Raw genomic sequence first — 25,292 nt, 5'->3', positions numbered from 1 at the left:
ATTGAACTATGATTGACATAAAAAATATTGCCAAGACGTTTGGCGACCGGCAGGTGCTCAAGGGCATTGATGGCTGTTTCGAACCCGGTCAGACGAGTCTTATCATTGGCGGTAGTGGTACCGGTAAAAGCGTACTGCTCAAGTGCATGATTGGGCTGGTAAAACCGGATGCTGGGGAAGTAATTTACGACGGACGTGATTTCCTATCGGGCGATAAAGACCTGCAAAAGGAAATCCGACGCGAGATGGGCGTTCTGTTTCAGGGATCGGCGCTGTTCGATTCTAAAACGGTGCTCGACAATGTACGTTTTCCCCTCGACATGCTGACCGATCAGTCGGAAGAAGAAAAACTCGACCGGGCGCAGGAGTGCCTGAAGCGCGTCGGGTTGGAGAACGCGGGCGATCGGATGCCGTCGGAAATTAGCGGTGGTATGAAAAAAAGGGTCGGTATTGCCCGGGCTATCGTGCTGAATCCCAAATACCTGTTCTGCGACGAACCCAACTCCGGCCTTGATCCGCTGACGTCGATCAAAATTGATCAGCTTATCAAAGAGATTACGGACGAGTACAAAGTCACGACGGTCATCATTACGCACGACATGAACTCGATGATGGAAATCGGTGAGAAAATCATGTTTCTCTACGAGGGTAACAAGCTTTGGGAAGGCAACAGCGATACACTGACGCACTCGAACGTCGATGAGCTGAATGAGTTCATCAACGCCAACAAGCTGATTCGCGAAATGGAGCGCTAACTCAGAAGCGCCAGCGAGCCTGTAGCTTGATCTCCGACCGGTGTGGGGCGTTGATCTGATCGAGATCGGAACCAACGGTTTTCTGGTCGAAGAAGTCGGAACGAGCCCAGCGTGCCCACACGTCCAGGTGACGGCTGATACTGTACTGAGCCAGTACGTAATGCCGTATGCCCTGATTGGTATAAGCGGGAAATGAAAAAGCGTAAAGTACGTCGCGCTCGTAGACGTATTGACGGGAATCATAATCGTCGGTGCCAAACAGCGCTACCCGCCCCGACACGCTAAGCCGTCGCCAGTCGAAGGAAGCATCCTGAATCAGCGCAAACCCCAGCGACGCTTGCCGACCGGCATACCGAAAAATACCCCCCTGCACCCGTGAACGCATCGTCAGTCCCGGCAGCGGCCGGTATTCAGCGTTAATAGCCAGGCTCCGACGAACTGTTCCAACAACCCGGCGCGCCTTATCCCCCGGCAGATTCTTTTCCTTGTACTCATCGTGAAAAATCAGGTAGAACGCCGTTTGGCGATTGGGCGTATAGCGCCCCTGCACCAAATAATCGACCCCCTGCGACCGTGCATCGACCAGGTACCGTAGCCACGGAAACCGAAAGTAATCGACAAAGCCGCTGATGGTTAATCGACGGTAAACGGTGTATTTCAACCCGGCATAAGCCCCCGTTTCGTTAATTGTTCGGCTGCCTTCTCCGAATCCGTTGGCATAAAAGGAGTGGAAATTCCGGTCGTAGTGCCGGAAAAGCAGCGCCAGATCAAGCTTCCGGTTCAGACTGACAAGGGTACCCGCCACTGCACCGACACCCCCGCTGTTCGTTTGCGATCCCGCGCTGTAGGCCACTTCGCCGAACAGATTCCAGTTGTGCCGGACATAGCCGCCGTGCACCCCGATAACCCGGTTCTGCGTACCTGTGAACTCAAACTCATTGTACGGCTGATCGCGCTTTTTGAGGGTAACGCCGAACTGCGTATGCAATAGGGTCAGCCCCAGTTGAAGCTGTTGCCGGTTACGGTACAGCAGATGCATCCCCAGGTTCGTTTCAGGTAAGCTGCTCTGATCGGCTTGTTCGGCCAGCGTACGGTGTAGCCCCGACGTTTGCAGGGACGTCGCCGTCAGGTCCGCGAGCGTACTGTCGGATGCGATGGTGTTGGCGTCGCGCCGGACGTGTGATGCGAGTAGCGTCAGGTCGAGGTTAGGACGAAGCGCGTAGGTAGCAGCCCCGCCCCGAAAGAAGCCGTACTCGGTCAGCGATGTGTAGGGTCGAATGCCCAGTGTCGGCCGACGGACGGTCTGTACAGTTTCGGCGCTTTTCCCCAGCACAAAACCGGCCGATAGGACCAGTCCCTGCCCAATCTGTAGCTGATAATCACCCAGCACGATGTTCCGCCAGCGCCCCCGGTTCTGCAACTGTGCGTGGACCGACACGTAATCGAAGCCGTACCGGTACTGACCCGGTTGCCATTGCAGCCGTTCACCCGCATCTTTCTCCATTGTCAGTCCCACGCTGAACGTATGTGGTCGGCTGTAGCGATAGCGAACGAACCATTGCTGCGGATCGCCAAGATAACGCGTCGGAACGTTTCCTTTCTTGTCGGCGACGGCCTCCGAAAAGCCTTTCTGTTCTTCCAGGATACGCTCGTACCGCGTAATCAGGTAATGGTCGGTGGGGTTGGGTAAGCCGCCAAATAAATCCTGACTACCAGCTACGGTAACGAACGGCAGCATCCGGCGAATCGTGGGCACGTCAAAACCAGGAATTGCCTGTAGCTCGTAGATCGACAGTAATGCACCCTGCCCTTGTCGGTAGTCAAGTAGGCTGCTCAGTTGCGATTCCGATAGCAGATACGTTGCTGCCAGTTCGTCGCGGGTAGCGTTGTTAAGATCGAGCGGATTCGCATACAACTGCGTGAGCGCGTCGTACACGGCTTCATAGTCAATGCCTTCTGTTTGGGCCGGGAAAAGATCCTGCAAATATCGGCCAATCGCGTCGATGCGCCGATCGGCGATACGCCGGAAAGGCTGATCGCTTTGCGCCAGCGCCAGGGTTGATAAGCAGCAACCGGCAAGTAGTAGCCAGATCGTTCGCACAGTAAATCAAGTCAGGTGTGGATGTCCATGCTGTTAACGGCGCACGGAATGGCCTGAAATGAAAAGCAGTCGAACGTTGGGCAGGAGTGAGTATGGCGCGTGTACCGTGCGGTTAGCGCTACACGAATCTGAATGGCACTAGGACCGGTGCTATTGGCAGAAGTAACGAAAACGCCGGACTGCTCGGCAAAAAAGTGAACAGCCCGGCGTGTCGACAAACGGACCCGGCTAGGCGAACCGGCGCTTTAGAATATCGATCAGTTCATTCACCTCGTCGCTATTCATATCCCAGGAATACTGCGACGCGTAGCGGTATTGAATCAGATCCAGTGCCTGTCCGTAGTTGTTCAGTGTGTCGAGTTCGGCAACAGCCTGGTTATAGGCGGCTGTGTTCCCATTGAACAGCTGATTGATAAAGCGGAACTTCTGGTTTAGCGAAATGCTACGGCCAACGGTTTCGATCGGCGCATGCGTGAAGGTTTCGGCAACACTTTCCGTCGTAGCCGGCGTCTTACCGCGCAGAATGTCGTTGAGCGTGATCAGCTCATCATCATCGGTGCCACCTACGTTGAGCGTGTCGTTGGTCTGGCTAACGCTCGGTTGACTGATGCCCCCTGTTGATAGCTGCGACGGCTGACTAATGGGCGCTACCGGTTCCGGGCCGGAATCCCCACCCAGAAACATAGGCCCGCCCGACGCCGAATCTGCCGACGTGGTAGCGGCCGACGTGGTAGCGGCTGTAGTATCAGCCGCCGAAAGAGGTTGCTCTTTCGGCGTTTCTGGCATTACCGTAGCGGATTCAGATGGAGCAGGTGCATTGGCTGGCTCGGTAGGAACGGGTGATACGGCCGACTGCGCCGGCTCGGTGTTCGACGTATCGACGCCCGACGCATCGGCGCCCGGCGCAACGAGTGGAGCAGGGGGCACGGCGGACTCGGTAGCCATGTCGAAAAACGAGCGGGATGGTCCCGGCGGAATACTGTCGGGAACGTGACTGCGGAGCAGGGCCGAAACATCCATCGGTACTTTCTCGGAGAAAATACTGACGAACTTATCGTAATGCTCAATTTCGTGTGCCTTCTGGGCAAAGGCTTCGTCGAGATACCCAATCGCCTGATTGACGTAGATAAACGGTTTGCCGTTCATGCGCTGCGTCAGGTGGGCCGAGATAAACTGGTTGATCTTCGTGAATCGGCTGATCTGTCTCAGCGAGTCGGCCGTCAGCGTAAACTCGGGCTGGTTACGGAGTAGCTCATCGAAATAAGCGCGCGGGTCGAAAATCAGGATAATGGTCCGGCGAACAGCATCGGACAGTAGCGGTTCGAGGTGTTCGCGCCGAACCGAGATATGCTGCGAGACCACGTTCATGAAATGCTGTAACGCTTCCTCTACGTCGGCATGGGTGAAATCGAAGTACGGACTGCGAAACTTCTCGGCGTCGGCCTGCCACTTGGTCGACAGCGTGCCGATGACGAGCAGGTTGATCTGGTTGATGGGTGTCAGGGACAGAATCTGACTGCCGGAGATCGTTGTATGCTGTTGGTAGAAATCGGCGGCAATGCGCCGGGCATACGAACGGCTGTAGTCATTGAGGGCGTTCGCATTGAACTTATTGGACATCAGTAGAGACCGTTGTAGATGAATTGCCGCGTGTGAGTCGATGGAGACCATACCGGTTCCCATTTAACAACAAACTTGCCAATTGTTGGCTTCAAAAAAAAGCGCCTTTCCCCCGAACCTACCCAGCAGACCGGGGCGCAGCGCGGTTTTGGGCCAACGGAGGGCGGGCGTTGACAATAGTTGCCAGTTTGTATCGGGCCATACGGTTTCGAAACCTATTTTTGTCTATTGCGCCGATCGCCGGACGCGACACCAATCATCCGTAATCGACTCCGTTATGTTTATCGAACCGTCCCGCCGACGCGAACCACCTCACCTCCGAACTGGCTGGATCGAAGTAATCTGTGGGTCGATGTTTTCGGGAAAAACCGAGGAACTGATCCGGCGGCTGAATCGCGCCCGCATTGCCAAACTGAGTGTTCGGATCGCCAAACCGGCTATCGACACCCGGTACGACGACGAAAACATCGTGTCGCATTCGGCGCAAACCATCGAGTCGGTGCCAGTGCAGAAAGCAACTGATATTCTTGCCCTGGCGGGCGATGCCGAAGTAGTGGGTATCGACGAGGCCCAGTTTTTCGATAGCGACATCACGACTGTGTGTCAGACGCTGGCGAACCAGGGTAAGCGGGTTGTGGTGGCCGGGCTGGACATGGATTTTGCGGGAAAACCGTTCGGCTGTATGCCGCAGTTGATGGCCATTGCCGAATACGTTACGAAGGTGCACGCCATCTGCGTCGTCTGTGGCGACATTGCCCAGCATTCGTACCGGCTGGTGCCGTCGCAGGAACGGGTATTACTGGGCGAAACCGATAGTTACGAAGCCCGGTGTCGCCGTTGTTTCAATCTGGGGGCCGATGCTGGTCGCCGGGAGTGGGTCTATGAACCAGAGCATGTGTAAGCGACTGTTGCTGCTTGGCTGGCTGTGGCTGCTGCTGTCGGCGGGCGTGTACGCGCAGATTGGTAACTGGCGCTCGCATGTCAGCTACCGGTCGGCGCAGTCGGTCGCGCTGGCGGGGCAGTACGTCTATGCCGCTACGGCTAACGGGCTGTTTGCCTACGATAAAACGACGGGTGAGACCATAACGCTGACGCGGCAGGACGGCCTGTCGGACGTGGGTGTCAGCCGTCTGCTGTACCTGCCCGATCAGTCGCGGCTCCTGATTGCGTACCGGACCGGCACGATCGATCTGCTAAGTTTGACTACCACGGGGGAGCCGGGTAGCATACAAACCATTTCGACCATTGCTACGGCAACCAGTCTGCCTGATGCACGGGGGATAAACTTCATCAACCGGGTCGATAATCTGGCGTACCTGAGCACCGACTTCGGCCTGGTCGTGCTGAATCTGACCACCAACGACATCCGGGATACGTACTTCAGCCGGCGCAGTAACGGGGCTCAGCTACCCATCTATCAGACAGCCGTCGTCGGTGATAGTCTGTACGCGCTGACGGCACCGGTATCGGCGACGGCAACAGTACCTCAGGCCATCCGGGCGGTACGGCTTGCGTCGGGTACCAACCTGGCTGACCCCGCCAACTGGCGCATCATCGGCAACCCGCCGGGCTCACCCAATACACTCGTTACCCGGCAGGGACGTGTATCGACCACGGTAAACGGGCAGGGTATTTACGACCGGTCGGGGGGCGGGTGGATACTGACGCAATCGGCATCAACGACGCTGGTCCGGCAGTTTTCGAGTACCAGCAGCGCCGATGCGGGTACGATCGTTGTCACCGGGCAATCCGTTACGGCATCGACTATCGGCACCGTCAGTAGCCCGTTGCTTGCTGACCCACGTGAGGTCGTCCTGGACGGAACCAGCCTTTGGATCGCCGACGGGCAGAGTGGCCTGCTACTGGTGTCGGGCGGTGCCGTGCGCGCGCTTGCGCCGGCCGGACCCGACCGTGATACGTTCAGCACGTTATACGCTTATGCCGATCGGCTCGTCGCATTGCCTAACGGGCCGCAGAATGCGACGGCGCTGTCGGCAAGTCAGACGCCGGCAAGTCAGTTACAGGTGTCGGCGAATCAGTGGCAGTCATTAAGCGCGCAGGGGGTAGGGCAGGGCTTTAGTGCTGCGGCCTATTTGTCGGCTACGCAAACGCTCTACCTGGGTGGCTTCGGAACCGGACTCTGGCAGCAAACGGCCGATCAGCCGACACTCGTCAATATACCGCTGCCCGTCGCCGTTGGCGAATACATCACCAGTCTGGCGGCTGATGCACTGGGAAATTTATGGATCGCCACCGGAGGTTCGCTGGCGCGTACGGCCACGCTGCACGTACGACGACCCGACGGCACGTTCACGTCGTTTCCGGCCGTAACGACGCAGGATATTCAGCAACTCGTGCCCGACGACGGCGGCTACATCTGGATGCGGTTATCGGTCGGTAGTGGCTTGCTGGTATTCGATCCGCAAACCAACCGGTTGCGCCCGTTGACGACCGTCATCAACGGTGGGGGCTTATTGACGAATAGCGTTCGGACACTGGCGAAAGACAGACTGGGCGCGATCTGGGTCGGGACCGATTTGGGACCCACCGTTTTCGATAACCTGAGCGATCCGTTCGTCAGGGCAATCAATGCACGGCCACCGTATAGTAACCGGATTCGATTACTGATCAACGAGCTGATAACGGCTATCGTCGTTGATGGGGGAAACCGGAAATGGCTGTCGACCCGGACGGGCGTGTACCGCGTGTCGCCCGACGGATCGCAACTGCTCGAAACCTTGACCGATGATACCAGTCCGCTGCCGCTACGGTCAATTTCGGCGCTAGCCGTTGAACCGCAGTCGGGCCGCCTGTTTATCCAGACGACCAATGGCCTTGTTTCGTACCAGACTACAGCAACTGACCCCGCCGATGCACTGGGTAGTCCGACCATCTTCCCCAATCCCGTCCGGCCCGACTTTACCGGCTCGGTGGGCATAACAGGGCTCACAGACAACGCAACGGTGAAAATTCTGGATGCGGGCGGACAGCTCGTCTACGAAACCCGCTCACAGGGAGGTACGGCCGCCTGGAATCTGCTCGACTACCGGGGCCGCTCCGTGCAAACGGGTGTTTACCTAGTTGTAGTTGTAACGGCCACCGGTACGGAGGGTGTGGCTGGAAAGCTGGCGGTGGTGCGGTAGTTAAGTGCTGACTTCTAATTTGTTACCATATAGTCAACCTTTTGTATGCTGCTGAACGCTCAGGAACCCCAGCTACTTCGGGATTATCTCGTCCGGCGCGGCTGGATCGATGAATCAGAATCGATCACGACGCTGGAAAAGCCCGGTGAGGGCAACATGAATTATATACTGCGGATCAGTACACCTATTCGATCGCTGATCGTCAAGCAGGCGCGGGGGTACGTTGAGAAGTACCCGACCATAGTGGCACCAGCGGAGCGGGCTATCATCGAAGGGCATTTCTACGAAGCAGTCCAGGACGTGCCGATGCTGGCGGAGCAGATGCCGCACCTGCTGGGCCTCGACCCTGAAAACAATATACTGGTACTGGAGGATCTGGGACGAGCGCGGGATTACACGAACCTGTACCAGCCCGGACAACTGCTGGGGGATGACGAGCAGGTGGTGCTAACGGAGTATCTGGCTAATCTGCATCATCACTTTGCGGTAGTTACGCCCACGCCTGTTCTTCGTAACAAGGCTATGCGGGCACTGAATCACGAACACCTGTTTGTTTATCCCTTCCAGATCGACAATAGGTTCGATCTGGACACCGTACAGCCGGGTTTGCAGGAACTGGCCATGTCCTACAAAACGGATAGTGCATTGAAGACTGCTATTCAACGGCTGGGGGACGTGTATCTGGCCGACGGACCGACCCTACTCCACGGTGATTATTATCCCGGTAGCTGGCTGCGTACCGATGCCGGCCCTAAAATCATCGATCCTGAATGCTGTTTCTACGGACCACCCGAATACGACCTGGGGGTGTTTGTGGCTCATCTGCAACTAGCCAATCAGCCGGAATCGACGAGGAAACGAGTGTTGACGGTGTACCGCGAAACAGCCTCGTTCGATGAGAAGCTTTGCCAGCAATTTAGTGCCGTCGAAATCATGCGCCGACTCATCGGGCTGGCTCCGCTTCCCCTTCCCCTTTCACTCGATCAGAAAGCACAGCTATTGACCGACGCACGGAAGGCGTTTGTGTAGTGTAGCCCAGACGTTGTGTAGCCCAGACGTCCGCGTCTGGTGGGCGCAAGGCTAACTCTTGCAGACGGTAATTTTTGGTCACTTCGTGCCTACCAGACGTGGACGTCTGGGCTACAAAAAAAGGCAGCGTTTCATCGAGACGCTGCCTTCTGTTTCTAATGCATTTTGTTTATTACCAGCCGGTATTCTGGGTGAGCGCCCGGTTGTTGTTGATCTCGTACTGTGGGAGACCCCACAGGAGATACTTCTCGGTGAAGGTCGTGCCGCTTTCGTTGGTGAAGCCGATCGCATCGACCATCCGGTTGTTGCGAACATCGTAGACCTTGCGTGTGCGCTGCGTATCGAAGTACGCCTTGTTTTCGTAGGCCAGTTCGTGGTACCGCTCTTTCCAGATGGCTTCGCGGAACTGATCTTTCGTCAGGCCGGTCAGTGCTGGTAGCTTGGCGCGGCTGCGAATTGCGTTGATCTGTGCGTACGCTGCTGCCGTCGGACCGTTCGCTTCGTTCGAGGCCTCTGCGTAGATCAGCATTACTTCCGGCATGCGCAGCAGCGTCCAGTTCTGGTCGGAGTTGACGTTCCGGTTCAGCGCGCTTTCCTTATGAAAATACTTATACAACGCATGTACGCCAAACTGAACCGTCCGGGTCGTGTCGGTGATTGATGGATAGGACGTGAAGTAAAACTGTCGTTCCTGTGCCCGTAGATCGCCCGATTCGTAGGTCTTGTAAAAGCCTTCCGTTGGAATCAGGGAGCCATATTCATCGCCATAGACCGACACGCGGGCGAAATACGGAATGATCTGCGCGCTGATGGAGTTGGTCGCAATGGCGCTTGAATACTGGGCCTGCAAGATCAGTTCACCCTGATTCTTGTGCGCATTGTCGTGCAGGTAGTCATACGATGTAAAGAGCGGATACACGTTCAGGTCGATTACTTCCTTGGCTTTCGCAGCCGCCAGCGCGTAATTCTCCGTCTTTTGCAGCGGGTAGCCGGCCATCGTCAGATAAACGCTCGACAGCAGCGATTTAACCGCGCCGGTCGAGACCCGTCCCGTCTGATCGGTAGTCGGAAGACCCGCCTGTTCGGCTTGTTTCAGATCATTGACGATCAATGCGTACACGTCGGCCTGGGGCGACCGGGTCGGGTATAACTGCGTACTCGACGCGTCGATCGGGTCGAGAATAAGCGGCACATCGCCGTACAGCCGGACCAGGTGGTAGTAAAAAAACGCCCGCATGAAATACGCCTGACCCAGCAGATTTTTCTTCAGCGCTTCGTCCATCGAAATGGCCGGAATGCGCTGAATGGCGAGATTCGCACTGCCGATGGCGTTGTAGCTGCTCTGCCAGATCGTGCGGAAGGGTGGGTTAGCCGCATCGGCCGTCTGGTTGATGAACTGGCTGTTGAAAAAGCTTTGCCCCAGCGTCGTGGCGTGCCCGTTGATCAGCTCCAGCGTAACCCAGGGTCGTTCGCCGTAGCCATTGTCGGCCGTGAACATACGCAGCGACGCATATAGCCCATCAACGGCCGACTGTGCCTGACTGGCCGAGGTGAAATAGCTATTTTGAGAAAAGTTCGATCGGTTTACCTCGTCGAGGTAGTTGGTACAGCCGTAGCTGCCCAGTAACGTGCCACCCAGCAACAGGCCGTACAGTGGCTTAAAGAATCGGTTCATGAGATTATCCGTTGAGATTGTCGGTTAGAGCGAAATGTTCAGACCTGCCGTAAACACGCGCGATTTGGGGTAATCGAAGAATTGAATCCCCTGCGCGAAGGCATCACCGTAGGTCGATACTTCAGGGTCGTACCCGCTGTATTTGGTCAGCACGAAGAAGTTCTGCGCCGACACATAGGCCCGGAGCCGGCTTAGCTTCCACCGCTGCACCAGTTCAGACGGCAGGGTATAGCCCAGCACCAGGTTACGGCCCCGCAGGAACGATCCGTCTTCTACCTTATACGAGTCGATCTTCGAATCGTAGTACACATATGAAGGACGCGCCTGCGCGATCATCGTATTCTGATTTTCGGGTGTCCAGCCGTTCAGTACTTCGCCGTAGCTGTTGGCCTGACCGGTCCGGTCGAGCGCCGAGTGATGCGTCAGGTTCAGAATGTCGTTGCCGTACGAATACTGTAGGTCGAGCGTCAGGTCGAAGCCTTTCACGCGAACGGTGTTGCTGAGCGTACCGTAACCCGTCGGGATACCTTTACCCGTAATCGCCCGGTCCTGGTCGTTGATCTGGCCGTCGTTGTTCAAATCCTGAAACTTCAGATCACCTGGCCGGCGGCCGTAGCGAGCGGCTTCATCCGCTTCTGCCGATCCCCAGGTACCTGTCCGGACCAGACCGTAGAACGAACCGACTGACTCACCTACCCGCAGAATGTTGGTGTTATTGAGGAAATACGGGTTTGGGAAAATATCGTCGTTGGCGTCGCCCAGGGCCGTCACACGGTTGCGCAGGAACGAGATATTAAAGTTCGTCGACCAGCTTATCGTCTGATTGTCAATGTTGACCGTGTTCAGCGACAGTTCCAGCCCCCGGTTTTCCATGCTGCCGATGTTCTTGTAGATGCTGGCGTAGCCACTCGACAGTGGAACAGGGGCCGACAACAGCAGGTCGCGGGTTTGCTTCAGGTACACATCAGCATCGATACCAATCCGGCCTTTCAGCAACGACATCGATACACCCAGGTCATACTGCGCCGTTTTCTCCCAGCGCAGGTTGGGGTTCGCCAGTGTACCGATTACCGTACCCGGTGCCCGCGTGCCGCCAATGACCGATACGTTGGTCGATAGGTTGGCCTGCGATTGATACGAGTTGATTTCGGAATTACCCGTCAGACCATAGCTGGCCCGCACTTTCAGATCCGAAATAACCGTGCTGCCCTTCAGGAATTCCTCCTGCGACAGACGCCAGGCGACGGCCGCCGAAGGGAAGAACGCGAATTTGTTGTTTGCCCCGAACCGGCTCGATCCATCGAAACGTCCCGTTGCTGTCAGCAGAATTTTGTCGCGGTAGTTGTAGTTCGCCCGTGCAAAATACGAAGCCATCTGATAGGCGTTGTACGACGACGACGGCGGCAGCGGGTTGCCACTCACGCCCAGATTGTAGTATTCGTAGTAGTTGTCGGGCAGACTCTCGACCCCCGAGAACCATTGCAAATAGTTGTACTTCTGCAATTCGACCCCGGCCACCACGTTCAGCGAGTTGTTGGCGTTGATCTGCTTGTTATAGGTCAGGTAGTTCTGCCACTGCAAGAACTTGGTATCATAGCTCCAGATTTCGGCATACCCCCGGAATGGCCGTGTCAGCTGTACCAGATTGGTTTCCGAGAACGGATTGTACTGACTGGCCAGGTTGGCACCCAGCGTCGTGCGAAAATTCAGGCCCGGCATCAGCGTGAAGTCGGCGTAGGCATTGGCCCCGAAGACCTGCTTCTTGTACATCCGCTTGTCTTCGTTGCTGAGCGCTACCGGGTTGTCGCCACTTTCCATGTCGGGATAATCCTGCCGGCGGCCGTAGCTGCCATCCGGATAGCGAATCGGTACGATCGGAACCATCTCGATCATCATCCGGGGAATGTTGTTGCCACCAACCCCTTCATCACCCCGGCGTTCGTCGGAATTGCTGTAGTTCAGCGTTGCCCCAACTTTCACCCACGGCTTCAGCTGACTGTCCATGACGAGTCGGCCCGTGTAGCGTTTCAGGTAGGTATTGCGGATGATACCCTGATTGTCGTTGTAGTTCAGAAACAAGCCGAACGTGGTTTGGTCGCCACCACCCGTAAAGCTCAGGTTGTGGTTCTGACTGATGGCATTGCGGGTAATCTCGTTCTGCCAGTCGACGTCGTAGAGCGGATTCAGGTTTGCGTCGAACAGCTTGCCAATCAGGGCTGTGCGTTTGATGCGTGGGTCTTTGCTGGCGTATTTGCCGGATGCCCAGCCCGCCGGGTCGAATTTGGCGACGTTCTGATACGCCTGATCTTCCAGCGCCAGGAACTCACGGGCGTTCAGCACGTCACGCTTACGAGCCAGCGTAGCCGAACTCACGTATGTGTCGTAGCTGATCGTACCACCTTTCCGGCCCCGTTTGGTCGTGACCAGAATAACCCCGTTGGCCCCGCGTGTCCCGTAGATCGCCGTTGCCGACGCGTCTTTCAGGACGTCGATGTTTTCGATGTCGGCGGGATTCAGGGCATCGATGCCAGCCGCCCAGATAATACCGTCGACCACATACAGCGGATTATTCGTCGCATTGATCGAGCTGTAGCCCCGAATACGGATGTTGGAATTGCCACCCGGCCGTCCCGAGTTGATGGCGACGTTCACCCCGGCAATGCGCCCCTGCAACGACTGCTCGACGTTGATTGCTGGCCGGTCGAGGAGTTCGGCGCTCTTGACGCTGCCTACCGAGCCCGTCAGGTCAGACCGTTTCTGCGTACCGTACCCGACGACGACGACTTCATTCAGCGCCTTACTGTCGGACACCAGTTTGACATCGATACGCGACCGACCACTTGCCGGAATCTCCTGCGACAGGTACCCGATGTACGAGATAACCAGTGTTTCATTGCCCGTCGGTAGTGAGAGCGAGTAGGAGCCGTTGGCATCGGTGGTCGTACCGTTGGTGGTTCCCTTGATGACGACACTGGCACCCGGCAGCCCCGAGCCTGTTTCGTCGGTGATCTGTCCGGTAACGGTAACAGCTACACGTTCGGCAGGACCGTTGTGTGTGGGTAGTGTCGGCGCACTAATCGTGGTTGTTGAGGAAGGGGTCAGTCCGGCGGGCAGCTCCCCCGGACCAGCAAGCGTCGTACCGGCCAAAGCCCAGGCTGCCCAGATGTGGGCTACCGATACGCCTACGGTACCCGACAGAAAGCCGGGCTTCCAATAGTTATTTTTCATAAAATTGAGGATAAGTAATTCTACGCTAGCCCGGTAAGGCAATACGATTCCGGCATCTACCAGGAGATGAAATGTTGCTATCCGGAAAAGCGAAGGGGACAAAAAGCGCTGGTCAGGCCAACGCTACGCAATGGGCCAGAGCGGCCGGCAGGGTCAATTGGTCATGGCAATAAAAATCTTAACGTTGAGTGAGACAGGCAATCGCTGCCCGCAACCATATAAAGTCAATAGAGTGTAAAGATATAACCGGATAATTTGAAAATTTTTAATAAATGTTCGTGGTGTATTGTAAATCAGATTGTTACAGGTGAAACTTTTTAATGTATAGCCAGAAGACAGCGTGAAGTCCGGTAATGTGTGTTAGCGAAGCGGGCTTGTCGTTTCGTCAGGCCTGTTGGCTAACTGACGGTCAAATTTGACCCGTAGCCCCCTTTTTGCTACTTTTGACACGGTATTGTCGGCAACTGCATATCGCATCGACCAGCGAGACAGAAGGCGGGCTAATTCCGTTCTGAACCGAAACGAACAAACTCATTATGAGAGAAATACAGTTCCGTGAAGCCCTGCGCGAGGCTATGTCGGAAGAAATGCGCCGGGATGCCAGCGTGTACCTGATGGGCGAAGAAGTCGCTGAGTATAATGGTGCCTATAAAGTTAGCCAGGGAATGCTCGATGAGTTCGGTGCAGAACGGGTAATCGATACGCCCATCGCTGAGCTGGGTTTTGCCGGCATCGGGGTCGGTTCAGCCATCAACGGTCTGCGGCCCATCATCGAGTTCATGACGTTCAATTTTTCGCTCGTTGCCATCGATCAGGTGATCAACTCAGCGGCTAAAATTATGTCGATGTCAGGCGGGCAATATACATGTCCGATCGTATTCCGTGGACCTACGGGGAACGCCGGTATGCTGTCGAGCCAGCACTCGCAGAACTTCGAGAACTGGTTTGCCAACACGCCCGGCCTGAAAGTCGTCGTACCGTCGAACCCGTACGATGCCAAAGGCCTGCTGAAAAGCTGTATCCGCGATAACGATCCCGTTATTTTCATGGAGTCGGAGCTGATGTACGGCGATAAAGGGCAGGTGCCGGAAGAAGAGTATCTCATTCCGATCGGACAGGCTAACGTCGTCCGGGAAGGTAACGACGTAACGATCGTGTCGTTTGGCAAGATTATGAAAGTGGCCCTTGCCGCTGCCGACGAACTGGCGAAAAATGGCGTATCGGCCGAAGTAATCGACCTGCGCTCGGTTCGCCCGATCGATTACCCAACGGTGATCAACTCGGTAAAGAAAACCAACCGTTGCGTTGTCGTTGAAGAAGCGTGGCCACTGGCGGCTATCTCGTCGGAACTGGCGTACAACATTCAGCGCAATGCGTTCGACTACCTGGATGCACCGGTTATTCGGGTCAACAGCATGGACCTGCCGCTGCCCTACGCGCCAACGCTGATCGAGGCTATTCTGCCCAGCGTGAAGCGTACGCTGGAAGCTGTAGACGCTGTGCTGTACAAAAAATAAGGTCTGCTAATCAGAAGCAGGCAGGTACGAAGAAGCACCCACGAGCAATCGGGGTGCTTTTTTCATGGGCACAAAAAAGCGCCGGGCGAAAGGGTTCGTCCGGCGTTTCCTGCGTAGTTGATAGTAAAACGCCCTTCGCTGCGGTTTAGTTTATGGTTTGAAAAATAGCGGCATTATTTTTCAGTTTTATTCTCAGATTCAGTCATGTCGGAAAAATCATCCGAAAAAGGGCCACGAATACGTTCGGCGGGTCGTCCTTTATACGAAGTGACGATTTCCTATACCGGATCGCTGAACACCGTTCGGCAGCGCGAGCCGGTCGTAACGTTTTTTACGAACCTGCGCAAAGCGGTCGACGCCGTCGTGGGTGAACTGGCCATCAATAGTTGGCCAATTAAAGTGAATTATACCGCCGTGTACCGGGGCATTCGCGAGCGGGGTTTTTACGCCTGCGACTACGACCTGAAAGGAATGCGGGTATTTCGCATTCGCATTATGCCGCGCGTGCTGAACCCGGTATTACCCCGACTGGGTATCGACGAAAATCCGGCGCTGTAATTTAGTGGGGGAGGTGTTTACGAATGGCACCGTAAACCCAGGTGCCGGCCAGGGCGCTCAGTAAGGTAATGCCAACGGCGGTATAACCCGCGCCAATCTGCGCGAAGAGTGGACCGGGACAGGCCCCCGTTATCGCCCAGCCAAAACCGAACAGAAGTCCACCCCAGATCTGGCCCTGAGTAAATTGCTTGGGCGCAATGCTGATCGGGTCGCCCTGTAGCGTACGAATGTTGAATCGGCGAATGAGCTGAACCGATAGTAGGCCGATGAGTACGGCTGAACCGATAACGCCATACATGTGGAACGCGTCGAGCCGGAACATTTCCTGGATGCGAAACCAGGAGATAATTTCGGCCTTGACAAAGACGATACCGAACACGACGCCGACCAGACCAAATACCCAGTTTGGCTTTGAACGCTGCTGTATCGGTGGTTTTTGGGTAGTTTGCTCGCTAACCATGTGGATAAGTTTGTGAATAAGTGAATAACCTTGTGTTACAAACCCGCTAGTCGCATCAGGAAGGGGAGCCCCAGGTGAGTCATGGCAAATCCGCCGATCATAAAGCATACAGTAGCGATCAGCGATGGCCATTGCAGGTTCGACAGTCCCATGATTGCATGACCCGACGTACAGCCGCCCGCATAGCGCGTACCGAAGCCGACCAGAAAGCCGCCGAGTACCAGAAAAACAAGCGCCTTGCCGACCGTCATACTGGCCCATCCAAACAGGTCGAGCGGTAACAGGCCACTACTGAAATCGTGTACTCCCAGCTGTTGCAAGGCTTCCTGCGTCGCTGGTGCGATGGTCAGAGCCGCCGGATTGGTCAGTAATTGGTTGCCGATTAAGCCGCCTATGGCGATTCCGCCGACAAACCACAGATTCCAGCTTTCTTTCCGCCAGTCGTATCGGAAGAAGTCGATGTTGGCTGGTACGCAGGCTGCGCAGATATGCCGTAGTGACGACGAAATACCAAAGGCTTTGTTGCCCAGTAGCAACAGCGTCGGTACGGTCAGCCCAATGAGTGGCCCGGCAACGTACCAAGGCCACGGCTGTGACAGAACTTGAATCATATCCGAATAGTTGGTTAATCGTTGACTTGATTGGTATTATCCGGGGTAGGTGGCTGATTGACAGAACCAGACCTAAAAGGTTTATAAAACCTTTTAGGTCTAGGCGAACACACGACTAATGGGCAACCGATTGATCTGCTACAACCGGCACACTGGTCTTGCGGATAGCACCTATACCACCTTCTACATTGACGACGTTGTCGAAACTGCGCGCTTTTAAAATGGAGTTGGCAACCATCGACCGATAACCACCCGCGCAGTGGACGTAGATTGGCTCATCGTGACTGAAAGCGGCCATGTGGTCATTGAGTGTATCCAGTGGCCGGTTTTCTGCGTTGGCTACGTGTTCGGCTGCAAATTCACCTGGTTTCCGTACGTCGACCACCGACAACGCTGGGTTCTGCGTCAGGCGTTGTGCAAATTCATCGGCCGAGATCGACTCGATCGCGTCGACTTCCCGACCGGCTTCCCGCCAGGCGTCGAAGCCACCTGCCAGATAACCGATGCACTGATCGTAGCCAACCCGCGCCAGCCGACGAACGGTCTCTTCTTCCTGTCCAGCGGGCGTTAATAGCGCAATCGGCTGGGTCAGGTCCGGAATCAGCGCACCGACCCAGGGAGCAAATTGCCCATCAAGCCCGATGTTGATCGCGTTCGGAATAAAGCCCCGCGTAAATTCAGTGGCGGTACGTACGTCGAGAATCAGGGCACCTGTTTCATTGACGGCGGCTTCAAACGCGTCGGGCGACAGCGCCTGACTCCCCCGTTGCATCACCTGATCGATCGATTCGTACCCTTCCTTGTTAAGCCGGGCATTTTGTGCGAAATAAGCCGGCGCTTTCGTCAGGCCGTCGAGAACCTGTTCGATAAACGACTCCTTCGAGGTAGCGCGGAGGGCGTAGTTGAATCGCTTCTGATTACCGAGTCGGTCGGTGGTTTCGCGACTCATGTTTTTACCACAGGCCGAACCCGCTCCGTGCGCCGGATACACGATCACGTCGTCGGGTAGTGGAATGATCTTACTGTGCAGGCTGTCGTAGAGCATACCCGCCAGATCGTGCTCGGTCAGATTACCCTTGATCGCGAGGTCAGGACGGCCTACGTCGCCGATGAACAGCGTGTCGCCGGTGAAGATAGCATGTGGTCGGCCCGTTTCGTCCAGCAACAGATACGTTGTCGATTCGGGTGTGTGGCCGGGCGTGTGTAGTACCTTGATCGTTACGTTACCAAGTGCAAACGTTTCGCCATCAGCAGCGTGGTAAGCGTCGAAGGCTGTGTTAGCATTCGGTCCGTAAACGATCGGTGCGCCGGTCTGTTTGGCCAGATCGAGATGCCCCGATACGAAGTCGGCGTGGAAGTGGGTTTCAAAGATGTATTTGATCGTTGCCCCGGCGCTTTCGGCTTTGCGAACGTAGGGCGTCGTCTCACGCAACGGATCAATAATAGCGACTTCACCAGCGCTCTCGATGTAATAGGCACCTTGTGCGAGGCAACCCGTGTAAAGTTGTTCAACGATCATGATACGAAACAGCTAGTTTGTGACAGTATGGTTACAGCTTACTGACTTCCTGAATAAACATGTAGGTGGCGACAGCCAGAATAAACCAGCCCAGTCCTTTCTTCAATCGCTGTGGCGCTACAAAATGGGCGAGCGCCATGCCAATGAAAATGCCGATTATAGATAAACCGGTAAACGGCAACAGAAAATTCCAGTTCATGGCCGTGTGCCCGATGTCGCCCAGAAAACCCACGAATGAATTGATGGCAATAATCAACACCGACGTGGCCACCGCCTGCTGAATGGGTAGGCCCGCCAGCAGAATTAGCATGGGCACAATAAGAAAGCCACCTCCGGCACCAATCGTTCCGGTGAGCATCCCGACGGCTAATCCGTCGCGGGCCAGTGCCCCGTAGCGTGGTCGACCGTCGGCCGCTTCCCCCCGGTCGGGCCGGTCGTTACGAATCATCGCCCGCGCTGCCAACACCATCACAATGACGAAAAAGTACAGGATAGCATCACTCTTGGCCAGGTAAACAGAGCCTATCTGAAGCAGTGGATCGGGGATGGCCGGGACGATAAACCGCCGGCTGACGTATACAGAGAGGAACGAGGGTAGCGCAAAAGCAACGGCAACGGGCAGGTTGATTCGCTTGTGCCAGATGTGGTTTGCCGAACCGATAAACGATGTCGCCCCGACAACAAACAGCGAGTATGTGGTAGCCAGCACGGCGGGTACCCGAAACACGTACACGAAAATCGGGACGGTCAGAATCGATCCACCGCCACCGGCCAGCCCGATCACCAGGCCGACCAGCAAAGCCGAGGTATAACCAGCAAGTTCCTGTCCTGTCATAATGGGTACAAAACTAGCAGGCTTTCAGGCGACTTTCTGTGCTATCTGTCACACAGGCGTCAGCAGGCTGATCTTGTTGCGGGCCAGTAAAACCTGTCCCCGTCGTTCCAGTTGCTTGAGTAAGCGGGAGATGCCTTCGCGTGATGTGTTCAGATCCCGGGCAATTTCGTCGTGTGTCAGGTACAGATGTCGGCCACCGACCAGCGCTGCTTTCCGGTTCAGGTAAGCAACCAGCCGCTCGTCGAGTTGTGAAAAGGCGACTGAATCGAACGTGTCGAGCAGGTCGTCGAATCGTTTTTGGTAGGTCTGAAAGATAAACTGCCGCCAGTCGGCAAATTGGCCCAGCCATTCCTGCGCCTGCCGGGCCGGAATCATCAGTACCTGAGTTGGCTCGTCGGCGATGGCCCGAATGGACCGTTGCTCGTTTGTCAACAAGCTACTGACTGACAAGGCACAGGCATCGGTAGCCCGTAAGTAATAAAGCAATACCTCGCTGTCGCCGTCGGGACGCAGAATTTTGATAGAGCCCGACAAAACAATGGGGATGTACGCCATCGGCTGCCCCGGTTCGATCAATACGTCGCCCTGCCGAAACTGGTGTGGCCGGGCCACGGCTTTAATCTCCGACAGCAGTGCCGGTGAGAACAGTGTTGTAAGTGAAGCGGGCAATAGGTTGGATGAAGGTAGCATGGTAGCCTAACGCAAACGGCCCCCGGCAGGTTGCCGGAGGCCGTTTACAGGCTCGAAAAAGCGTAGGTGATCTTACAGATTGTTCAGCTTACTGTTACGACGACCGTAAATGAAGTAAACGGCCAGACCAACCAATAACCAGCCCAGGGCCAGCAATTGTGCTAGTTCGCTCAGGTTGATAATCAGATAGAAGTTGGTGAAAATGCCCAGTGGCGCAATGATGTTGAGTACCGGTGCCTTGAACGGGCGCTCCCGGTTCGGATCGCGCCGACGCAGGATCAGTACGGCCAAACATACCATGGCAAAAGCGAACAGTGTACCGAACGAGCACATATCACCCAGAATGCTTATCGGGGTAAATGCGGCTACAATCGATACCAATAGCCCGACCAGTACGGTGCTTTTATAAGGCGTTTTCAGGACCGGGTGAATAACCCGGAAGAAGCCCGGCAGCAGACCGTCTTTAGCCATACCCAGGAAGATACGGGTTTGGCCAAGCATCATTACCAGCATAACTGAAATCAGACCCGCCGTTGCCGCTGCCGTGATGATAAACACGGCCCAGTTCTGACCGACGCTGTCGAAGGCCGCAGCAACCGGTGCTTTCAGGGCGTCGCCGACGATATCGTTGTAATTAATCATGCCTGTCAGTACCAGCGATACCAGGATGTATAGAACGGTGCAAACCAGTAATGATGTTACGATGGCGAAAGGAATATCCTTGCGGGGGTTGATGGCTTCCCCCGCCTGCGTCGAAACGGCGTCGAAGCCGATATAAGCAAAGAAAATGGCCGATGCACCGGAGATGACACCACTCCAGCCATACGCCTGATGGGGTGATCCGTTGTCGCCGGTAATGGTGCGAGCTTCTGGAATAAAAGGCTTCCAGTTCTCGATGTTTACGTAGAATATGCCGACCAGAATAACGAAGATTACCGCTGCTACTTTCAGAATAACGATCAGGTTGTTGGCACCGGCTGCTTCTTTGATGCCGCGTACCAGAATGGCTGTAACAAGCCAGACGATCAGGAAAGCGGGTAAATTGACGGCGAAACCGGGTTCGGCCAGCCCATTGTCGCGGGCGAAATTAGCCGCTGAAACCGGGTCATTGCGTAGCCAGTAGGGTATATCGATGCCAAACAGATGCACCAGTTTGTTAAAATAACCGGACCAGCTGACGGCAACGGTCATGGCACCCATGGCATATTCGAGGATCAGCCCCCAGCCAATGACCCAGGCAAATAATTCGCCAATAGTTCCATATGCATAGGCATAGGCGGAACCTTCGACAGGGAGCATAGCCGCAAACTCAGCATAGCAGAGGGCGGCAAAGATGCAGCCGATACCGGCGATGACGAATGACAGAGCCAGCGCAGGCCCGGCATGGTAGTGAGCAGCCGTGCCCGTTAGCACGAATATGCCACCACCGATGATCGCACCAATACCAATCGCCGTCAGACTCCATTTACCCAGTACGCGCTTCAATTCGCTTTTTTGCATGTCCTGCTCGTACAGGTACATGGGTTTTCGGCGCCAGACGCTGGTGGTGTCACTAGGTTTCATTCTTGTTTCCATGCAGGCAAATTCAGTTTGGTGATTTAGTTAAGTGGGAAAATAATATTTCGGTCAAGTGCGATAAATATACGCAAATAAAAGAGCGAAAGAATGAAAGAGTGAAAGAGCGGTTAAAGTAGCAGCTACCCGCACTCTTTCATTCTTTCGCTCTTTCGCTCTTCCTACTACGATTGTGAAGGCCGGATCAGCGGCTTCTTGTCTTTCTTCTCTTTTTTCGCTGCGAACTCGTCGGGCGTTTCGGCTTCATTCGTCGTGAAGTCGGCAGGAACGGCGTCGAAGCCCGTTTTCTTCTCTACTACGGTCACCTTGCTATCGTCGCTGGCCTGCTCACTGCTCAGGGCATCAACTACGATTGGCGTGGCAACGAACAGCGACGAGTACGTACCGACGATAACACCGATCAGCATGGCGAACGAGAAACCACGGATGGTTTCACCACCGAAGATGAACAGGACGAGCAGTACCAGAATCGTTGAGAAACCGGTAACGGCCGTACGGCTAAGTGTGCTGTTCAGGGCGTTGTTGATGATAACCGGGATACTTTCTTTCTTCCCCTTATTCTCACTCAGGTATTCCCGAATCCGGTCGAAGACAACGACGGTATCGTTCATCGAATAACCCATGATCGTCAGCAGCGCACCGACAAACGCCTGATCGACGTCGAGGTTGAAGGGCAGCAGGCCGTTGAAGATGGTGAAGATAGCCAGGATAATCAGTACGTCGTGGAACATGGCAACGACCGCGCCGTACCCGAATGCCAGCTTCTTAAACCGGATCAGGATGTAAATAAACACGACCGCTACCGCTAGCAGAATCGACCACAGTGCCGAGGTCAGGATGTCGTAAGCGATCGTCGGCCCTACTTTCTGCGAGCTTTCAATTTTCGCCGGGTTACCCTGAATGCTGCTTAGTCCTTTGTAGACAGTCGCTTCAGCCTGCTTGTCAGCCCCCTGTGAGTTGTCATCGATCAGGTAAGGCGTCGTGATCTTCATCTGATTGTTGTCGCCAACCGAAGCACCACCGTAGGTTTTTACTTCCGGCGATCCACCCAGCACACCTTCCAGTGCGTTCCGTACGTCGTCGGTGCTAACGGGTTTCTCAAAGCGAACTACGTACGACCGACCACCTTTGAAGTCGACGCCCAGGCCAAAGCCTTTCACCAGTGCCGAGATGATACCCAGCGCGATGATGACCGACGAAATCGTATAGTACAGCTTCCGACGCGAGACGAAATCGAAGTTCGAGTCAGCGAACAGGTTTTTCGCCAGCGACGACGAGAACGTCAGCGTTTTGCCGTTGCGGATATACGAATCGAGCAGCAGTCGTGTGATGAAGATAGCCGCGAACAGCGACGTCAGGATACCGATAATCAGCGTCGTAGCAAAGCCCAGGATCAGCCCCGTACCGAAGATAAACAGGACGACACCCGTTAGGAAGGTCGTTACGTTCGAGTCGATGATCGACGACAGCGAGTTCTGGAACCCGTCGTGAACGGCGGTTTTGAATGGCTTGCCTTCCGCCAGTTCTTCTTTGATCCGTTCGAAAATCAGTACGTTGGCGTCGACGGCCATACCAATCGACAGTACGATACCGGCAATACCCGGCATAGTCAGAACTGCACCCAGCGAGGCCATAACGCCCAGCAGGAAGAACAGGTTAACCAGCAGGGCAACGTCAGCAATCAGACCGGCGCGGTTGTAATAGAATACGACGAAGCCCAGTACCAGCAGAATACCGATGAGCGACGACAGAACACCCGCCTGAACGGCTTCCGAACCAAGCGTTGCGCCAACGATGCTTTCTTCAACGATGTTGGTTGGTGCAGGTAGTTTACCGGCTTTCAGGACGTTGGCAAGGTCTTTCGTTTCTTCTACGGTGAAGTTACCCGAGATGCTCGAACGACCGTTCGGAATCTCGTTCTGTACGTTCGGCGCGGTGTATACCAGGCCATCGAGCAGAATGGCAACCGGACGATTGATGTTGGCAGCCGTCAGGTTACGCCACTTGCGGGCACCTTCGGCGTTCATGTTCATCGTCACTTCCGGACGACCCCGATCGTCGTAATCGTTCGAGGCATCGGTGATAACGTCGCCTTCCATTGGTGCGCGACCGCCTGGCTTCTTCACGAAATACAGGGGCAGAATCTCTTTGTTGTCGTTGGTCTTTTCCGACTTCCGACCCCAGGCGAACACCGCGTCAGCCGGGAACAGACCCCGTACTTCCGGCGCGTTCAGTACGGCATCGGCACGGGCGGTATCTTTCAGGTATACACCCAGTTGATCTGGACCGATCGGCAGGAACAGTTGGGTCAGGGCCGAGCCCTGTGCAGCGGCAGCCGCCGTGTCAGTTTTGGCCGTTGCCGTCGAATCTTTCTTGCCACCCTGTGCCAGCTGCGATTCCAGGCTGTTGTTCTGCGCGGTCGTTCCGGCTGCGGGCGTGCTCGGAGCACCAGCTTTCAGGGCAGCTTTACGGGCGGTTTCTTCGCGGAGCAGGTAAGCACCCATGCCTTCGATGGCTGGGGCCAGTTCGTTCAGTTTGTAAACTTCAGTGAACTCCAGTTTGGCCGCGCCAGTCAGCAGGCGACGGATACGCTCTGGATTATCAACACCGGGCAGCTCGATCTGGATACGACCCGAACCCGGCAGCCGCTGAATGTTTGGGTTGGCTACCCCAAATTTGTCGACCCGTGCCTGAATGATCTGGAAAGCGCGGGCGATAGCGCCATTAACTTCATCGTTCAGCACCTTTTTAACTTCGGTGTCCGACGACTGGTAGTTGATTTTGTTCCGGTTGGCACTCGTCGCGAAAACACTGGCCAGTTTCGTATCGGGCGATACTTTCTTGAAGTTACTGGCGAACAGATCGACGAAGTTACTGTTGCTTGTTTTCTGATCTTCCAGCGTTTCTTTCAGGGCCTGCGCGAACTTAGGATCGCGGTTGTTGCCCGACAGGCTGCGCAGAATGTCGGCGGGCGACACTTCCAGCACAACGTGCATACCTCCCTGTAGGTCAAGACCCAGACCCAGTTCGCGCTCGGTTACTTCCTGAAGCGTGCTGCCCAGGTAAACGGGCTCTTTCCAGAGCGAATCGAGGTAATGCTGTTTTTTGTCAGGATCGACCTGCCCTTGCTTATTGGTGGCGTAAGCCTCGGCATCGGTTTTGATGTTGCGCGAGACAAACGTAAACGACAGGAAGTATAGGCATATCGCCGAAATGATCCCCGTCAGAATGAGTATGCCGGTTCTGTTTTGCATAATGCGCACAGACACAAGTCTGTGTTGGATGAAAAAAATAGATAGGAATTGAAAGAAACGACTGGTTACGCGGTGCAGTAGACGGCGTTATCAAACCAGCAAAGCGATACGGACTGAACACAGACGTTCAGCAATGGAATAGACTAGGGCGCGTTTGTGGCTATGTGATGCCCGAAAACGTGCTGGAAGAAGGAAAAATAAAAATGCGGTAGGGTAAAATGCCGCAGGAGCGGAACGCTTAGCAATAAGAGAATGATAAGCGTCGGAGCGGGGAGCAGAAACGCGGTCTGCCCGGAGTCGCCCAGCTGAACGGCCGGCGCGACGACGGCTTCGAGCGATTTGGCGCTTAGTTGTGCCGTCGCTTTCTCAGGTTTACCCGCCTTCTCTGTCTTGGCCAGACCTGAAACGACTTTCTGAGCACTGTCCCGCTTGGTAACGAACGCAGCCGGACCCCACATCGCCGTGATCAGTAGGATCACCGCCAGCGAAAGGCTTGAGACGCGTTGTATAAGACGGGGTTGCTTCATTGTTCCAACAAGAGGATTACAAATTTGGCACCGTTTTCAGACTTATGCAATAGAATTATTGACAGGATTACAGGATAAACAGGATTTTCTGGCTGTAAGACTCGGTACGGCGTTATTCGGGACGTTTCAGCCATACCGTAAATACTGCTCATCCTGTAATCCTGTCGCTACAAATTCCGTACTTTGTCTGTATGG

18 protein-coding genes are annotated in these 25,292 nt (G+C 55.2%); 6 read left to right on the top strand and 12 right to left on the bottom strand.

Features of this window, described 5'->3' with window-relative positions; translation table 11 throughout:
- Positions 1 to 8 precede the first annotated feature (8 nt).
- The gene (locus tag CLV58_RS15455; protein WP_106138731.1) at positions 9 to 755 is read left to right on the top strand and encodes an ABC transporter ATP-binding protein; all 747 of its coding nucleotides are present in this window, start codon (positions 9 to 11) and stop codon (positions 753 to 755) included.
- Between the two features lies 1 nt (position 756).
- Here CLV58_RS15455 and CLV58_RS15450 read toward each other — a convergent pair whose 3' ends face one another.
- Positions 757 to 2,856 carry a ComEA family DNA-binding protein gene (locus tag CLV58_RS15450; protein WP_106138730.1) on the bottom strand — a complete coding sequence of 700 codons (2,100 nt, stop codon included), beginning with the start codon at positions 2,854 to 2,856 and terminating at the stop codon, positions 757 to 759.
- Positions 2,857 to 3,084: 228 nt separating this feature from the next.
- Complete coding sequence (locus CLV58_RS15445) at positions 3,085 to 4,476, bottom strand: hypothetical protein (protein ID WP_106138729.1); 1,392 nt, start codon at positions 4,474 to 4,476, stop codon at positions 3,085 to 3,087.
- Positions 4,477 to 4,753: 277 nt separating this feature from the next.
- Here CLV58_RS15445 and CLV58_RS15440 point away from each other — a divergent pair, with 277 nt between their 5' ends.
- The 3 genes from CLV58_RS15440 to CLV58_RS15430 are packed head-to-tail and all read left to right on the top strand — an operon-like array spanning position 4,754 to position 8,648.
- Positions 4,754 to 5,377, top strand: coding sequence for a thymidine kinase (locus CLV58_RS15440; protein WP_106138728.1), 624 nt, complete (start codon positions 4,754 to 4,756; stop codon positions 5,375 to 5,377).
- Complete coding sequence (gene porZ / locus CLV58_RS15435) at positions 5,370 to 7,619, top strand: type IX secretion system anionic LPS delivery protein PorZ (protein ID WP_245882342.1); 2,250 nt, start codon at positions 5,370 to 5,372, stop codon at positions 7,617 to 7,619. Before CLV58_RS15440 ends, porZ begins: the two co-directional genes overlap by 8 nt.
- Positions 7,620 to 7,664: 45 nt before the next feature.
- On the top strand, positions 7,665 to 8,648 hold the full coding sequence (locus tag CLV58_RS15430) for a phosphotransferase (protein WP_106138726.1): 984 nt from the start codon (positions 7,665 to 7,667) through the stop codon (positions 8,646 to 8,648).
- Between the two features lie 172 nt (positions 8,649 to 8,820).
- Here the strand turns inward: CLV58_RS15430 and CLV58_RS15425 are convergent, their stop codons facing one another.
- Positions 8,821 to 10,323: a RagB/SusD family nutrient uptake outer membrane protein gene (locus tag CLV58_RS15425; protein WP_106138725.1), complete on the bottom strand. Its 1,503-nt coding sequence runs from the start codon at positions 10,321 to 10,323 to the stop codon at positions 8,821 to 8,823.
- A 24-nt stretch (positions 10,324 to 10,347) separates the two neighbouring features.
- Positions 10,348 to 13,551 carry a SusC/RagA family TonB-linked outer membrane protein gene (locus tag CLV58_RS15420; RefSeq protein WP_106138724.1) on the bottom strand — a complete coding sequence of 1,068 codons (3,204 nt, stop codon included), beginning with the start codon at positions 13,549 to 13,551 and terminating at the stop codon, positions 10,348 to 10,350.
- 536 nt (positions 13,552 to 14,087) lie between these two features.
- On the opposite strand from CLV58_RS15420, the gene CLV58_RS15415 reads away from it, so the two are divergent.
- Together CLV58_RS15415 and CLV58_RS15410 are read left to right on the top strand one after the other, a co-directional pair.
- Complete coding sequence (locus tag CLV58_RS15415) at positions 14,088 to 15,068, top strand: pyruvate dehydrogenase complex E1 component subunit beta (RefSeq protein WP_106138723.1); 981 nt, start codon at positions 14,088 to 14,090, stop codon at positions 15,066 to 15,068.
- Between the two features lie 204 nt (positions 15,069 to 15,272).
- Positions 15,273 to 15,626: a hypothetical protein gene (locus CLV58_RS15410; RefSeq protein WP_106138722.1), complete on the top strand. Its 354-nt coding sequence runs from the start codon at positions 15,273 to 15,275 to the stop codon at positions 15,624 to 15,626.
- 1 nt (position 15,627) lies between these two features.
- Here the strand turns inward: CLV58_RS15410 and CLV58_RS15405 are convergent, their stop codons facing one another.
- From CLV58_RS15405 to CLV58_RS15370, 8 genes are all read right to left on the bottom strand, one after another.
- Positions 15,628 to 16,086, bottom strand: coding sequence for a YeeE/YedE family protein (locus CLV58_RS15405; protein ID WP_106138721.1), 459 nt, complete (start codon positions 16,084 to 16,086; stop codon positions 15,628 to 15,630).
- Between the two features lie 35 nt (positions 16,087 to 16,121).
- Positions 16,122 to 16,697 carry a YeeE/YedE family protein gene (locus CLV58_RS15400; protein ID WP_106138720.1) on the bottom strand — a complete coding sequence of 192 codons (576 nt, stop codon included), beginning with the start codon at positions 16,695 to 16,697 and terminating at the stop codon, positions 16,122 to 16,124.
- A gap of 115 nt (positions 16,698 to 16,812) precedes the next feature.
- Complete coding sequence (locus CLV58_RS15395; RefSeq protein ID WP_106138719.1) at positions 16,813 to 18,216, bottom strand: MBL fold metallo-hydrolase; 1,404 nt, start codon at positions 18,214 to 18,216, stop codon at positions 16,813 to 16,815.
- Positions 18,217 to 18,247: 31 nt separating this feature from the next.
- Positions 18,248 to 19,051 (bottom strand): sulfite exporter TauE/SafE family protein, encoded by an 804-nt coding sequence (locus CLV58_RS15390; RefSeq protein ID WP_106138718.1) that lies wholly within the window; start codon positions 19,049 to 19,051, stop codon positions 18,248 to 18,250.
- A 48-nt stretch (positions 19,052 to 19,099) separates the two neighbouring features.
- A complete protein-coding gene (locus CLV58_RS15385) occupies positions 19,100 to 19,720 on the bottom strand; it encodes a Crp/Fnr family transcriptional regulator (RefSeq protein WP_170108711.1) in 621 nt (206 codons plus the stop codon).
- A gap of 93 nt (positions 19,721 to 19,813) precedes the next feature.
- The gene (locus CLV58_RS15380; protein WP_106138716.1) at positions 19,814 to 21,316 is read right to left on the bottom strand and encodes an APC family permease; all 1,503 of its coding nucleotides are present in this window, start codon (positions 21,314 to 21,316) and stop codon (positions 19,814 to 19,816) included.
- Between the two features lie 164 nt (positions 21,317 to 21,480).
- A complete protein-coding gene (gene secDF / locus CLV58_RS15375) occupies positions 21,481 to 24,570 on the bottom strand; it encodes a protein translocase subunit SecDF (protein WP_106138715.1) in 3,090 nt (1,029 codons plus the stop codon).
- Positions 24,571 to 24,713: 143 nt separating this feature from the next.
- Positions 24,714 to 25,097, bottom strand: a complete 384-nt coding sequence (locus tag CLV58_RS15370; RefSeq protein ID WP_106138714.1) for a hypothetical protein — start codon at positions 25,095 to 25,097, stop codon at positions 24,714 to 24,716.
- Between the last annotated feature and the right edge of the window lie 195 nt (positions 25,098 to 25,292).

The sequence above is a fragment of the Spirosoma oryzae genome, from assembly GCF_003002825.1.
In the GTDB taxonomy this organism is placed as follows: Bacteria; Bacteroidota; Bacteroidia; order Cytophagales; family Spirosomataceae; genus Spirosoma; species Spirosoma oryzae.
The sequence above is the reverse complement of the archived record's forward strand: the minus strand, read 5'-3'. Positions and strand labels throughout refer to the sequence as shown.